Below are 13,479 nucleotides of genomic sequence, written 5' to 3'. Positions count from 1 at the left end.
TATCCGGTTAAATTCCACTTTAAAGGGTTTGACGCATTTCGTCAAACCCTTTAATACCGAATTTAGTCTTCCGTGTGGAATTTAAGTTTACATGCGGAATTTACTTTTTCACTCAAGCTTAATTTTATTGTGAATAGCTAACAAATTTTCAGGTATTTCATTGGCAAATTTATCCAAACAATCCCTTGATTTTGTATATATGGTTGACGCAATGCACAATAGAAGTTATAATGTATTTGTAATCAGGTAAGCTGTTTTAAAATAAGACAACTAAATAATATAAAACTTATATATGTTCATAATTGGTTGAACGTCTCTACAAACTACCGTAAATAGTTTTCTATAAGTTTCCGCATAGTCCTGACACAGGGCTTGGAAATTGCAGAAAATTCCGGTGGTTTTTTTATTTGTCCGGAAATACAGGATCATCATAAAATAATAAAGCTGTACCATAATACTTCTTAATGTAAGAAGTTCGCCTAATGAAATAAGTTCAATCATGATAGAAGTTCAATAATGTTAGAAGTTCACTAATGTTTCCGGCATGCCGTGAATAAAATATTAAAATGAAGAAGGTGGTATCTATGCAAAAAGACTCCTTTGTTCTAAAAGGAAATGTCTGCTACAGCCAGGATAAAGATAATTTCAGGACTGTGGCAGACGGATATCTTGTCTGTAAGGACGGGATTTCAGATGGTGTATACGAAGTGCTTCCCGAACAGTACCAGAATCTTCCGCTCATCGACTGTGAGGATCAGTTGATTTTGCCCGGGCTGACAGATCTTCACGTACACGCGCCCCAGTATGCGTTCCGGGGGCTGGGAATGGATCTGGAGCTGCTGGACTGGCTGAATACCCATACGTTCCCGGAAGAGTCCAAATACGCAGATCTGGATTATGCGAAAGCAGCGTATCGAATCTTTGTGGAGGACATGAAAAAAGGGCCCAACACCAGGGCTTGTATATTTGCGACTCTGCATGTTCCGGCCACAGAGCTGCTGATGGATCTGCTGGAAGAGACCGGGATGAAAACCATGGTCGGTAAGGTGAATATGGACCGTAACAGCCCGGATATCCTCTGTGAGGCCGGTGCGGAGCAGTCTGCGGCGGACACTGTCGCCTGGTTAGAAGATGTGGCTGGTAAATATCATAATGTCCAGCCGATCCTGACCCCCCGGTTCATCCCTACCTGTTCCGATGAACTGATGCGGCGGCTGAAAGAAATACAAAAAAAATACCGGCTTCCCGTACAGTCCCATCTGTCTGAAAATCAGGGTGAGATCGCATGGGTAAAAGAGCTTTGTCCTTCCTCCGCTTTTTATGGGGACGCATATGACCAGTTTGGCTTGTTCGGGGGTGATTGCAAGACGATCATGGCTCATTGTGTATCCTCTTCGGATGACGAAATTCGTCGGATGAAGGAGCGCGGTGTATATATCGCACATTGTCCCCAGTCCAATACGAATCTGTCCTCCGGGATCGCTCCGGTACGCAGATTCCTGGACGAAGGCCTGCGGGTGGGGCTTGGAAGTGACGTGGCAGGGGGTACCGTAAGCTCTATCTTCCGGGCGATGGCGGATGCCATTCAGGTTTCAAAGCTCCGCTGGCGGCTGACGGACGACACCTTGAAGCCGTTAACCGTACAGGAAGCTTTTTATCTGGGAACGGTTGGCAGCGGTTCGTTCTTCGGAAAAACAGGCAGCTTTGAGGCGGGCTTTGAGCTGGACGCGCTGGTCATCGATGACAGCAGTCTGGCGACGCCGCTGAAGCTTTCCATACCCGAACGGGTGGAGAGGGTAATTTATCTATCAGATGACAAAAATATAACGAAAAAGTTTGTCGGGGGACGTCAAATCTGGTAGAATAAGTATGAAAGCGGCAAATCGAATGCTGCTTATCATAATCATTTTTAATAAAGGGGGAAACAAAAATGAACGCACTAGACAAACTTTTCCATCTCAAGGAAAACCACACCGATGTTAAGACCGAAGTCATCGCGGGTGTCACTACCTTTATGACCATGGCTTACATCCTGGCAGTCAACCCATCTATCCTGAGCGCAGCCGGCATGGATAATGGGGCGGTATTTACAGCAACCGCGCTGGCTTCCCTGATCGCAACAGTTCTAATGGCGCTTTTCTCCAACTATCCTTTTGCACTGGCACCCGGTATGGGCCTGAACGCGTATTTCGCCTACACCGTCGTCATCAATATGGGATATACCTGGGAGATGGCGTTGGCAGCAGTATTCATCGAAGGTTTAATCTTCATCCTGCTCTCCCTGACTAACGTGCGGGAAGCGATCTTCAACGCGATTCCCATGACTCTGAAGCATGCGGTATCCGCCGGTATTGGCTTATTTATTTGCTTCATCGGCCTGCAGAATGCTAAACTTGTCACGAATTCCGACTCGACCTTAGTGACTGTATTCTCGTTCAAAGGTTCGGCTGAGGCGGGAACTTTCTCTACGGAAGGGATCACCGTACTGCTGGCGATTATAGGTGTTCTCATCACCGCGGTTTTAATTGTAAAGAAAGTAAAAGGGCACATTCTGCTGGGTATCCTGGCGACCTGGATCCTGGGCATCATCTGTCAGATGATCGGTCTGTACCAGCCGAATCCTGAGATGGGATTCTTCAGCCTGTTACCCGACTTTTCCAATGGTATTGGCATTCCAAGCCTGATGCCGACCTTACTGGCGCTTGATTTTTCACGTGCGCTGTCCCTGGATTTCTTTGTAGTAATCTTCGCATTTTTGTTTGTGGATATGTTCGATACACTGGGAACTTTGATCGGTGTGGCATCCCAGGCAGATATGCTGGATAAAGACGGGAAGCTTCCCAAGATTAAAGGCGCGTTGTTGGCAGATGCTGTTGGTACCTCTGTAGGTGCTCTGTTAGGAACCTCCACCACCACTACGTTCGTTGAAAGTGCTTCTGGTGTTTCCGAAGGCGGAAGAACAGGACTGACTTCCTTTGTAGTAGCGATTCTGTTTGGGCTGGCTTTGTTCCTTTCCCCTATTTTCCTGGCCATTCCTTCGTTTGCTACGGCACCGGCCCTCATTATCGTCGGTTTCCTGATGATCAGCGCAGTGCTGAAGATCAACTTCGCAGATCCCACACAGGGAATTCCTGCGTTTATCTGTATCATAGCGATGCCGTTTATGTACAGTATCTCCGAAGGTATTGCCATGGGCGTTATCTCTTATGTTATCATTAACATGATCGCTGGTAAGGAAAACAGAAAGACGATAAGCATTGTGATGTATGTACTTGCGGTGTTATTTGTTCTAAAATACATATTCTTATAAACCGTTACGGCTTTAATTAAAAATTTTTATACCAATGTACCGGCCGGCAGGGGATTATGACCTGCAGGTTGGTACATTGGCATATGTAAGGAGGTTTTAGCAATGGGAGTCGGTAAAGAGTTAAAACGTGTCGACGCTTACGAGAAGGTTACCGGTGGAGCAAAATATGTGGCGGACCTGGCGCCAAAGGACCTGCTGGTGGCAAAAGTCGTACATAGCACCATCGCCAACGGTATGGTAAAAAGCTTTGATCTGGAAGAAGCCCTGAAAGTCCCCGGTGTGGTGAAGATCGTCACCTGCTTTGATGTGCCGGATATACAGTTCCCCACTCCAGGCCATCCCTGGTCTGTGGAAACCGCTCATCAGGATGTGTCGGACAGAAAGCTTCTGAACACCAGAGTTCGCGTCTATGGCGATGATATCGCCGCAGTTATTGCAGAAAATGAGATCGCAGCCAATCGGGCAGCACGTCTGGTTAAGGCGGAGTATGAGGTATATGAACCCCTTCTGACCACGGATGAGGCTATGGCAGAGGGTGCCTCGACTCTCCACGAGGAAAAACCGGGGAATATCCTGGCACATTCCTCCTTTCAGCTTGGGGACATAACTTTTGACCAGGCACTGGAAGCAGAGCCCTCCTTACATGTAATAGAAAGAACCTATGAAACCCAGACGGTCCAGCACTGCCATCTGGAGGTGCCGGTTTCCTATGCCTATATGGCAAACGGCAAGATTATTGTCACATCCTCCACACAGATTCCCCACATCGTCCGCCGGGTGATCGGCCAGGCTCTGGGGGTTCCCTGGGGACAGATCCGGGTAATTAAGCCCTATATCGGCGGCGGCTTTGGCAATAAACAGGATGTGTTATATGAACCGTTAAACGCGTTCCTGTGTACTCAGGTGGGAGGCAGAGGCGTCCGCCTGGAACTTACAAGAGAAGAAACCCTGGCCTGTACCAGGGTGCGCCACGCCATAAAATTCCATGTGAAAGGCGCAGTGCGCGATGACGGTACATTGGTCGCCCGCAAATTCGAGGCCTATTCCAACCAGGGCGGTTATGCTTCCCACGGCCACGCCATCGTAGCCAACGCGGCCAACGCCTTTAAACAGCTCTATCACGAGGAAAAAGCCCTGGAGTCCGACAGTTATACTGTATATACGAATATTACCGTCGGCGGGGCCATGCGCGGTTACGGCATCCCGCAGTCGGATTTTGCGACGGAATGTCTCACTGACGATCTGGCCGGCGCTATCGGCATGGACCCCCTTGAATTCCGGTTTAAGAACTGTATGCCGGAGGGATATGTGGACCCTCACACCAAAGTGAAGTTTAACAGTTACGGCTTAAAGAAATGTATGGAAAGAGGCCGCGATTTTATCCATTGGGAGGAAAAACGAAAAGAGTACGCGAACCAGACCGGCCCTGTGCGCCGGGGCGTCGGTATGGCGATTTTCTGCTACAAAACCGGCGTTTACCCCATCTCTTTGGAGACCGCCTCCTGCCGGATGATTCTGAATCAGGACGGGTCCATACAGCTGCAGATGGGCGCCACCGAGATCGGCCAGGGGGCTGATACGGTATTTACCCAGATGGCTGCTGAGGTAACCGGGATTACGGAGGACCGTATCTATATTATTTCCACCCAGGATACCGATATCAGTCCTTTTGATACCGGAGCCTATGCTTCCAGACAGACGTACGTAAGCGGAAAGGCATTAAAACAGACCGCCCTGCTTTTGAAGGAACGAATTTTGGATTATGCCTCCTATCTGTTGAAGATGCCGGCGGATGTCCTGGATATTCAGGATAACAATGTGGTGGATAAGGCGGGCAGAGAGTGTCTGGTGACTCTGGAAGCACTGGCCACAGAGGCTTTCTACAGCCTGGACCGTTCCGTGCATATCACGGCGGAGTCCACCTACCATTGTAAAGAAAATACCTTCTCCAGCGGCGCCTGCTTTGCGGAAATCGAAGTGGATCTGCCACTGGGCAAGATAAAAGTGTTGAATATCATAAATGTTCACGACAGCGGTACCCTGATCAATCCGAAGCTGGCCGAAGCCCAAGTCCACGGCGGTATGAGTATGGGTCTTGGCTATGCCCTGAGTGAACAGCTTCTGTTCGATCAGTCCGGCCGTCCCCTGAATGACAATCTGCTGGATTACAAGCTTCCTACCGCTATGGATACGCCGGATCTGCACGTGGACTTTGTTCAGCTGGATGACCCGACGGGACCGTTTGGAAATAAAGCGCTGGGCGAGCCTCCGGCGATTCCGGTTGCACCGGCGATCCGAAATGCATTGCTTCAGGCAACCGGAGTGGCGGTGGATTCCCTGCCGCTTGATCCGCAGAAGCTGGTGTCACATTTTAAAGAAGCAGGATTGATCTAGAGGAGGTATAGACGATGTATGATATAGAAAAATATTATCAGGCAAAGGATGTGGCGGATGGTATCCGTGCCCTCCTGGAAGATCCGGACGCCGTCATTATCTCCGGAGGCAGCGATGTGCTGATCAAGATCCGTGAGGGGAAAATGGCGGGCTGTTCCCTGGTCAGTATCCATGGAATACCGGAGCTTGACGGGATACGCATGGAAGAGGACGGAACCATAGTGATCGGACCGGCCACTACATTTTCCCACATCACCAACAATGCCATTATTCAAAAACATATCCCGATACTGGGAAACGCGGTGGATCAGGCCGGAGGGCCCCAGCTTCGCAATATCGGAACGATCGGAGGCAATGTCTGTAACGGAGTCACCAGCGCGGACAGTGCGTCCAGCCTGTTTGCCCTGAACGCGGTACTGGAGTTGACCGGTCCTGACGGGGTGCGCCTGCTTCCGATACAGGAATTCTATACCGGGCCGGGCCGTACGGTGCGTGAGCACTCAGAACTGCTGACCGCGGTCCGCATCACCAGAGAGAATTACGAAGGCTTCGGCGGCCATTATATCAAGTATGGTAAGCGGGAGGCCATGGAGATCGCCACGATGGGATGCGCGGTTCATATAAAGCTCAGCGCAGATAAAACATCTGTGGAGGATGTCCGGATCGCGTTCGGCGTAGCCGCCCCTACTCCCATGCGCTGTACAAAGACGGAGGAGTGCGTTAAGGGTATGGCTTTGGATCAGGAACTTCTGAATGCAGTTGGAAAAGGTGTCCTGGAAGAAGTAAATCCCAGAACCAGCTGGAGAGCCTCCCGGGAATTCCGGCTGCAGCTGATCGAAGAAATGAGCCGCAGGGCGCTGACCCAGGCTGTTATCTATGCAGGAGGTGAGATCCATGCTTAAAGTAATCAAAATGATCGTAAATGAGAAAGAAGTAGAGCTGGCGGTAGATGAGAGAGAAGCGCTGGTGGACACCTTAAGGGACCGGCTGGGCCTCACCAGTGTTAAGAAGGGCTGCGAAGTGGGAGAGTGCGGCGCCTGTACCGTTCTGGTAGACGGAGAAGCCATAGATTCCTGCATCTATCTGACGATGTGGGCCGAAGGACGCCGTATTCTGACCGTAGAAGGCCTGAAGGGACCCAATGGTGAATTAAGTCCCATACAGCAGGCTTTTGTCGACGAGGTGGCCGTTCAGTGCGGTTTCTGTACCCCGGGCCTGATCATGACCGCGGTGGAGATCGTCGGAACCGGGAAGAAATATAACCGGGAAGAGTTAAGAAAAATGATCTCCGGTCATCTGTGCCGGTGTACCGGATATGAAAACATCTTAAATGCCATGGAACGTATCGTCGAAGAGACTTATAAGGTCGTTGGAGATGGATGCGGCGAATAAAAGAAACCGGGGCGTGCTGGTGACAGGCACGCTCCGGTTTTTCCGCCAGACGTTCTTTGAGATCAGATCTTGCGGTCGATATGGAAGATACCGATTTCACGGTAATGATCGATCTTGTAATTCACGGTATTCAGACTAGTCTCCAGCAGTTCCATTTGCTGCAGGATTGCCTGTTTATGTTCTACTAAGATCTGTTTTCGTTCTTCACAGGTAGCTTCCCCCTGCAGGCATAGATTCATGAATTCTTTGATCCTGTGGAGCGGCATGCCGGAATTCTTAAGACAGCAGATTAATTCCAGCCAGTGAATGTCTTCCTCTGAAAATTTCCGGATTCCGCTCTCCGTCCTTTCCAGCAGGGGCAGCAGCCCCTCCCTGTCATAATATCGGATCGTATGTGTGGTAATTCCCTCTTTTTCCGCCACTTGCCGAATCGTATAGGTCATATAGGTTCTTCCTTTCTCTTTGTTGTATTGTAGTATCTCTCCCCTATTACCTGCGTAAATGCTTTCCGGTTATTATTATACATGAATATCAGATAATTTGCTACGATCCCGGGAATGGAAATTCATTTTCAAAACCCCTTGCGTGAACTTGTCCCTTTCACTATAATAAAAGAAAAACAACTGATTATGGAAATCATAAAATTCAAGAAAAAGGAGTGCCTGTTATGAGTAAGATTGATGAGATACGCGCGGAAATGGTTACCGCCATGAAAAATAAGGATAAGAGCCGCAAGGATTCCCTTTCCATGCTTTTAAGCGCGCTGAAAAATGTCCAGATAGATAAGAGAGAAGATCTGACCGAAGCGGAGGAAAACGCGGTAATAGCGAAAGAAATCAAGCAGACAAAGGAAACCATGGATTCCTGCCCTGCGGACAGAACCGATATCCTGGAGGAATGCCGGGCCAGGCTGGCCGTCTATAAAGAATTCGCTCCGGAAGAAATGAGCGAAGCACAGATTCAGGCTGTAATTCAGAGTGTACTAGATGAACTTGGCATATCAGAACCTACTGGGAAGGATAAAGGCCGTATCATGAAAGAGTTAATGCCCAAAGTTAAGGGCAGAGCCGATGGAAAGCTGGTAAATGCTCTCGTTGGAAAATTATTTGCCTGATGACACCGGAGAAAGGAAGGTAGAATAGATGAACAATGTATGGGAGGCTGTAAAAAAGTATCTGAATGACGCAAAGGAGTATATTCAGTCCATGGATGTAAGCGATATGACGCTTGTAAAACTGTGTTTGCTGGCTCTTGGTATTCTGATCGGTGCCGCTGTTTCTGAGAAGCATAAGAAAGCGGTTGTAGTCGTGGCTGTTCTGATATTCATTGTCACTTATATACCGGTAATGGTAAAGTTCTTCGGTAAAATGGCGGAGAAAAAGGAATTAGATACGTAATGCGCCAGGCTTTATCACGCTTATGGTTTTGTATGATGTATGTTTTCTATTGCTGTTCGTTTTCTTATAGAGCGTAAGAGGTTATCATGATCCTGATCGGAGGGTGATAATCTCTTTTTTATTTCATAGGACAGGGCTGCTGATTTCCTTCTCTATCATAGCGGCTGCGCTAAAGCGTTGATTCAGAAATGCTTTAAATCGTGTGTTTGCACGGGGGCCTCCTCCTGTTGTATCATAGAAATGCGGAAGACCGCACAAAACTTTACTGCTAAGTCAGGAGGAATTTTCCTATGAAAATAACAGCTTTTGAAGTCAGAGAAGACGAGAGACCCTTTTTTGAAAAGCTGGCCCGGGAGCTGCGGTTAGATCTCGCCCTCTATCCGGATGCACTCAGAACGGAAACCCTGGATAGACTTACAGGGAGTGCCGGTATTACGATTCTGGGCAGAAGCCGCCTGGATGCCGGAATGCTGGACTGTCTGAAGGAGCGGGGTGTTGCCTGTATCTCTACCCGTACGATCGGGTTTAACCATATCGATGTCGAATATGCCAGGTCCATTGGATTAAAAGTAAGTAACGCGGATTATGCGCCGAATGGCGTCGCCGACTATGCGGTAATGCTTATGCTCATGTCTCTGAGGAATTATAAACAGGCCCTTTACCGGGGAAATGTCAACGATTATTCGCTTCCGGGCCTGGAAGGGCGGGAGATGCGCAATCTTACCATTGGCATCGTGGGTACCGGAAAGATCGGACGCACGGTTATTGAGAATTTACGGGGATTTGGCTGCCGTATCCTGGCTTTTAACCGCCATCCGGTACCGGGGTTGGATCATCAGGTGACTTTTGTCCCGCTGGATACCCTTTACCGGGAAAGTGATATCATCTCCCTTCATGTACCGTTAAATACCAAAACGTATCATATGATCGACCGGTATGCTATGAGCCAAATGAAAGATGGGGTAATTCTGATCAATACAGCCCGAGGGGAGCTGATCGATATGGAGGCGCTGCTGGAAGGAATAGAAACGAAAAAAATCGGTGCCCTGGGGCTTGATGTGATTGAAAATGAGGAAGGAATCTATCACAAGGACCGCAGAACCGATATTATCAGCAACCGGGAAATGGCTTATCTGCGGCAGTTTCCCAATGTGACTATGACGCAGCATATGGCGTTCTACACGATAGAGGCTGTGGAGAGTATGGTTTCCTGCGGTATACGCAATCTTCTGGAGTTTGGGACAGATGGCAGCTGCCGGCTGGAGCTGTGACAGGTCTAAATCTGTATTTCCTTTCATATGGTGATAATAGAATAATTCATCAGGAAAGGGAATGAACTATGGAAGGAACTCAAATACCGGATTCCAACTGTCAGAAGGCCCCTGCTGCACCAACACATACACAGCAGCCTTCACAGTCTCAGCAGCACGTACAGCAGCAACAATATGTTACCCAGCAGCAATATGTACAGCAGGCACAGGCACAGCAAGCGCAGAAGCAGATACAGCAGGTACAACAGATGCAGCAGGCACAACAGCTCCAACAGCAGATGCAGCAGGCGCAGCAGATGCAGCAGCAAATGCAGCAGGCACAACAGATGCACCAACAATCCCAGCAGCAGATGCGGCAGCAATCTCAGCAGCAGCCTCAGCAGCAGATGCAGCAGTCTCAGGTTCCGTCTCAGCAGTCACAGCAGCACTCCCAGCAGGCGCAATCCGTAATAGAGGGAGGGCCTCTATACCAGGCGAAGCTGCCTTATCCTCCTGTTAAAGCGATGTGTGAAAACCGTACATACGCATTTGCCATGTTGGATAATGTGGGCGGAAATAATTCTGAGATGTCGGCGGTCAGCCTGTATTTTTACAATAATCTCCGGACCGCTTACTGCGCGGAGATAGCCAGCTGTTTCCATCATGTAAGCATAGTGGAAATGCATCACCTGGAGATCTTCGGTACCCTGGCGTTACAGCTGGGAGTGGACCCCAGGCTCTGGACCCGTTCCAGGAATCAAATGGTTTACTGGACTCCCCGGTATAACCAATATCCCGTGGAACTGCCAAAGCTGCTGACGAATGCGATCCAGGGTGAGGAACGGGCGATTGAGAAATACCAGTATCAGATAGAGCATATAGAAGACTGCAATATAGTGGAAAATCTCAAACGTATTATATTGGATGAACAGATCCATATCCAGGTGTTTCAGGATCTGTATCAACGGTACGTCAGCAGTTGCTAGGCAATCATACAGCACCCAGAACAACGTGTATTGAAAACAAAAGCCCCTGAATAGTCAGATCCGCTTTTATACAGACCTGGCTTTTGCAGGAGTTTTTGTTTTTTCTTTTGTTTTCTGATATAATGAAAATCCATTGACTAAATGCGTCCGTTTTCCGTTTTAGGAGGTTCATTATGCCGGGCTATAGAATTGAAAACATCGTGTCCGTGATTGAATATATAGAGGAACATCTCACAGAGAAACTGAATCTTGATTGTATCGCAGACGCGGTCCATTATTCAAAATATCATTTACACCGCATGTTTACCAGTGCTGTGGGCATGACTCTGCACGAGTATCTGCAGAGGCGGAGGCTTTCACAGAGCGCGAAGCTGCTGGTTTTCTCTGACAAACCCATTCTGGACATAGCGCTGCTGGCCGGCTATGAAAGCCAGCAGGCATTTACGAATATCTTTACCGCCATGTATAAGATGCCCCCCAGCAAGTATCGGGAAAATGAAATATTTTATCCGCTTCAGCTGGAATACAACTTGACAGGGAATTATGAAATGCTGTACGTGAAAGACCGTGTTAGCTGGAAGATTGAATTCGCAGCAGAAGAAGATATACCGTGCTGGATGGATCTGGTGCGGCTGGTGATTGATGGATTCCCTTATTTGGATGAGAAAGAATATATTAAGGTACTAAAACAACGGATTCAAACAAGACAGGCCCTGATTCTAAAAGACCAGCAGACCGCCATCGGTATCCTGCTTTTTTCTTATGATACCGGCAGCATTGATTTTATGGGCTGTCATCCGCTCTATCGGAACAGGGGAATTCAAAAAGCATTCCTTTGTAAAATGATGGATGAATTGCTGACAGGGCAGGATATCAGCATAACCACTTACAGGGAAGGCGATAAAGCGGATACCGGGCAGCGAAAAGAAATCAAAGGACTGGGATTTGCTGCGGCAGAGCTGCTGGTGGAGTTTGGGTATCCCACACAGCGCTTCGTATTAGCTACGGAAGCACCAGATCTGCCGCTTCCCTGATGCCCAGATCTACCAGCTGTTCTACCGCAAACCGGATTTCATACATCAAAAGTTCTTCCAGTTTTTCGGCATAGCCCAACGCATCCCCGCGCTCTATCGAATCCAGCAAAGAATCATAATAAGGCTGATAGAATACATTGAGTGTCACCTGATCCCCATGCAGGCTCCGCGTGGGATATCCCCAGAAAAGCTGCTGCAGCAGTTCAGAGTACACCGTCCGGATTACCTGATGGGGGGCCAGACAGGAAATACATTCAAGAGAGATATACACCACAAGTTCATACCGCTGTGCCCGTTTTATATACATAAGCCGTTCTATCCAGTGCTCTTTGGATGAAACGTCCAGGAATGGAATCGTAATTTCCGCACATTCTCTGCAGGATAAAGCCAGAAAATGCAGACTCTCCGCAAAATCCATCAGCCGTTTTCTGACAATCGGTTGGGTAAAGTCGCAGTGATCCGCGCTTTCATCCAAGGACAGAACCTGTGTACCGATTCCGTTCACGGATCTGGTCGCTCCAATATTGCCCAGCAGCAGGAGCGTGCGGCGGACGGTACTGACGGAGATCTGTTTTTCCTTTGCCAATCTTTCTAGGGAAGGCAAAAAGCTTCCGGCTGGAAAATCTCCGCGGCTGATCCCGGTCAAAAGCTCCATACCAAAGGAATAGCAGATCTGAGACGTTTTTTTGTAACTGCTCCAGGAAAAATCGATCTGTTGATCTTCCGGCACTTCTTTCGTGATAGTATCGTCATAAAACCTGCAAAGGCTGCGGGATAAGAGCTCCTGGAAATTCTCCACGTTTTTTCGCAGAGCTGCCCAGTCTTGTTGACGGCAGCATTCTATCATGGTAGGAAGGGGGGAACTCTCCGCTGATAAATACTTCAGATTCGCTGAGATACTCAGAAATGGGGCCTGAAAAAACATGAATGAATGCCAGACAAAACGCATAAGCAGTTCATTATGCAAAGCACCATAGATCTGCTGGAGATGCTGAATCATCGAATAAGACGGAAGAACGTCCCTTCGCCGGGCGAGCTGCTCGATTGCGTCCAGCAGCTCGCCCGGCGCATTTTTAAACCCCAGCCATTGGGCGTGGCTGAACAGCGGACGTATGGATTTACTCAGATCGATCAGCGCGTTTCTGCGTATTAAGAAAAAATCCTGAATATGTTGCCGGATTTCCTGTTCCTGATAGGCCACTTTTACCGTAGCTCCCATTTTTTTAGTGAGATCAATATATCCATGATGTTTCAGTCTGAGGTACGCAGCCCGAACCGTATCCCACGAAACCTGAAGAATCCGGCTGGCTTCCTCTATGGTCGGGAGATGGTCTGCGTATCGGTATGTACCAAATTCTATCTGGGTAACCAGGATATTATAAACTACCTGACATAATTCTTTCCCTTTATCCAACGTTGGTTCCTCTCCTTAATAAAATAAAACGGTTATTATCCAAAACAGTATAGCATTTATTTCCTATGATTTCCACTTTATGAATTTGGTTTTGTGAATATGGTTTGTATTGTTTTGTGAATTCGGTTTGTGTTGTGAAACCGGTTTGTATTACCGATTCCGCAAATAGTTGCTATTTCAGTCAGATTTTGTTATACTTTACATTATAAATGGGTGTATGAACAAGGTGAGGGGCCCGGCTGAATCCATAACCGATTCGCCGGCCACAACCCCAATAAAGGAATCCGTTATTTGTACCAAAG

General features: G+C 48.2%; 12 protein-coding genes and 1 riboswitch. Of the genes, 10 read left to right on the top strand and 2 right to left on the bottom strand.

The genetic code is table 11. The features are described 5' to 3' along the window. The first annotated feature begins 266 nt into the window (after positions 1–266). A riboswitch (purine riboswitch) is annotated at positions 267–363 on the top strand. 221 nt (positions 364–584) lie between these two features. The 5 genes from ABC831_RS15650 to xdhC all read left to right on the top strand — a co-directional run bounded on the left by ABC831_RS15650 (position 585) and on the right by xdhC (position 7,096). After that, a complete protein-coding gene (locus ABC831_RS15650) occupies positions 585–1,862 on the top strand; it encodes an amidohydrolase family protein (protein ID WP_343249037.1) in 1,278 nt (425 codons plus the stop codon). Positions 1,863–1,930: 68 nt separating this feature from the next. Then, complete coding sequence (locus ABC831_RS15645) at positions 1,931–3,310, top strand: NCS2 family permease (protein WP_343249036.1); 1,380 nt, start codon at positions 1,931–1,933, stop codon at positions 3,308–3,310. A gap of 102 nt (positions 3,311–3,412) precedes the next feature. After that, on the top strand, positions 3,413–5,704 hold the full coding sequence (xdhA, locus tag ABC831_RS15640; RefSeq protein WP_343249035.1) for a xanthine dehydrogenase subunit XdhA: 2,292 nt from the start codon (positions 3,413–3,415) through the stop codon (positions 5,702–5,704). 14 nt (positions 5,705–5,718) lie between these two features. Further along, on the top strand, positions 5,719–6,606 hold the full coding sequence (gene xdhB, locus ABC831_RS15635) for a xanthine dehydrogenase subunit XdhB (protein ID WP_343249034.1): 888 nt from the start codon (positions 5,719–5,721) through the stop codon (positions 6,604–6,606). Further along, on the top strand, positions 6,599–7,096 hold the full coding sequence (gene xdhC, locus ABC831_RS15630; RefSeq protein WP_343249033.1) for a xanthine dehydrogenase subunit XdhC: 498 nt from the start codon (positions 6,599–6,601) through the stop codon (positions 7,094–7,096). The genes xdhB and xdhC overlap by 8 nt, the downstream gene beginning before the upstream one ends. Before the next feature lie 62 nt (positions 7,097–7,158). Here xdhC and ABC831_RS15625 read toward each other — a convergent pair whose 3' ends face one another. Next, positions 7,159–7,539: a MerR family transcriptional regulator gene (locus tag ABC831_RS15625; protein ID WP_343249032.1), complete on the bottom strand. Its 381-nt coding sequence runs from the start codon at positions 7,537–7,539 to the stop codon at positions 7,159–7,161. 224 nt (positions 7,540–7,763) lie between these two features. On the opposite strand from ABC831_RS15625, the gene ABC831_RS15620 reads away from it, so the two are divergent. From ABC831_RS15620 to ABC831_RS15600, 5 genes are all read left to right on the top strand, one after another. Beyond that, positions 7,764–8,210 carry a GatB/YqeY domain-containing protein gene (locus ABC831_RS15620; RefSeq protein ID WP_343249031.1) on the top strand — a complete coding sequence of 149 codons (447 nt, stop codon included), beginning with the start codon at positions 7,764–7,766 and terminating at the stop codon, positions 8,208–8,210. Between the two features lie 28 nt (positions 8,211–8,238). Beyond that, positions 8,239–8,493 (top strand): permease of phosphate ABC transporter, encoded by a 255-nt coding sequence (locus ABC831_RS15615; protein WP_343249030.1) that lies wholly within the window; start codon positions 8,239–8,241, stop codon positions 8,491–8,493. A 290-nt stretch (positions 8,494–8,783) separates the two neighbouring features. Beyond that, positions 8,784–9,764 (top strand): D-isomer specific 2-hydroxyacid dehydrogenase family protein, encoded by a 981-nt coding sequence (locus ABC831_RS15610; protein WP_343249029.1) that lies wholly within the window; start codon positions 8,784–8,786, stop codon positions 9,762–9,764. A gap of 503 nt (positions 9,765–10,267) precedes the next feature. Beyond that, positions 10,268–10,729 carry a ferritin-like domain-containing protein gene (locus ABC831_RS15605; protein WP_343249042.1) on the top strand — a complete coding sequence of 154 codons (462 nt, stop codon included), beginning with the start codon at positions 10,268–10,270 and terminating at the stop codon, positions 10,727–10,729. A 173-nt stretch (positions 10,730–10,902) separates the two neighbouring features. After that, positions 10,903–11,763 carry a helix-turn-helix domain-containing protein gene (locus ABC831_RS15600; protein WP_343249028.1) on the top strand — a complete coding sequence of 287 codons (861 nt, stop codon included), beginning with the start codon at positions 10,903–10,905 and terminating at the stop codon, positions 11,761–11,763. Here the strand turns inward: ABC831_RS15600 and ABC831_RS15595 are convergent. Beyond that, positions 11,732–13,177, bottom strand: coding sequence for a GntR family transcriptional regulator (locus tag ABC831_RS15595; protein WP_343249027.1), 1,446 nt, complete (start codon positions 13,175–13,177; stop codon positions 11,732–11,734). The two genes, ABC831_RS15600 and ABC831_RS15595, sit on opposite strands and share 32 nt — an antisense overlap. Between the last annotated feature and the right edge of the window lie 302 nt (positions 13,178–13,479).

This window comes from Diplocloster hominis, assembly GCF_032380655.1.
In the GTDB taxonomy this organism is placed as follows: domain Bacteria; phylum Bacillota; class Clostridia; order Lachnospirales; family Lachnospiraceae; genus Diplocloster; species Diplocloster hominis.
The sequence above is the reverse complement of the archived record's forward strand: the minus strand, read 5'-3'. Positions and strand labels throughout refer to the sequence as shown.

Bases quoted from the DNA above. Each gene is read 5' to 3' on its own strand.
- ABC831_RS15600 (WP_343249028.1), top strand. From the start codon at position 10,903: ATGCCGGGCTATAGAATTGAAAACATCGTGTCCGTGATTGAATATATA.
- ABC831_RS15615 (WP_343249030.1), top strand. From the start codon at position 8,239: ATGAACAATGTATGGGAGGCTGTAAAAAAGTATCTGAATGACGCAAAG.
- ABC831_RS15620 (WP_343249031.1), top strand. From the start codon at position 7,764: ATGAGTAAGATTGATGAGATACGCGCGGAAATGGTTACCGCCATGAAA.
- ABC831_RS15605 (WP_343249042.1), top strand. From the start codon at position 10,268: ATGTGTGAAAACCGTACATACGCATTTGCCATGTTGGATAATGTGGGC.
- ABC831_RS15645 (WP_343249036.1), top strand. From the start codon at position 1,931: ATGAACGCACTAGACAAACTTTTCCATCTCAAGGAAAACCACACCGAT.
- xdhC (WP_343249033.1), top strand. From the start codon at position 6,599: ATGCTTAAAGTAATCAAAATGATCGTAAATGAGAAAGAAGTAGAGCTG.
- xdhB (WP_343249034.1), top strand. From the start codon at position 5,719: ATGTATGATATAGAAAAATATTATCAGGCAAAGGATGTGGCGGATGGT.
- ABC831_RS15650 (WP_343249037.1), top strand. From the start codon at position 585: ATGCAAAAAGACTCCTTTGTTCTAAAAGGAAATGTCTGCTACAGCCAG.
- ABC831_RS15610 (WP_343249029.1), top strand. From the start codon at position 8,784: ATGAAAATAACAGCTTTTGAAGTCAGAGAAGACGAGAGACCCTTTTTT.
- xdhA (WP_343249035.1), top strand. From the start codon at position 3,413: ATGGGAGTCGGTAAAGAGTTAAAACGTGTCGACGCTTACGAGAAGGTT.
- ABC831_RS15625 (WP_343249032.1), bottom strand. From the start codon at position 7,539: ATGACCTATACGATTCGGCAAGTGGCGGAAAAAGAGGGAATTACCACA.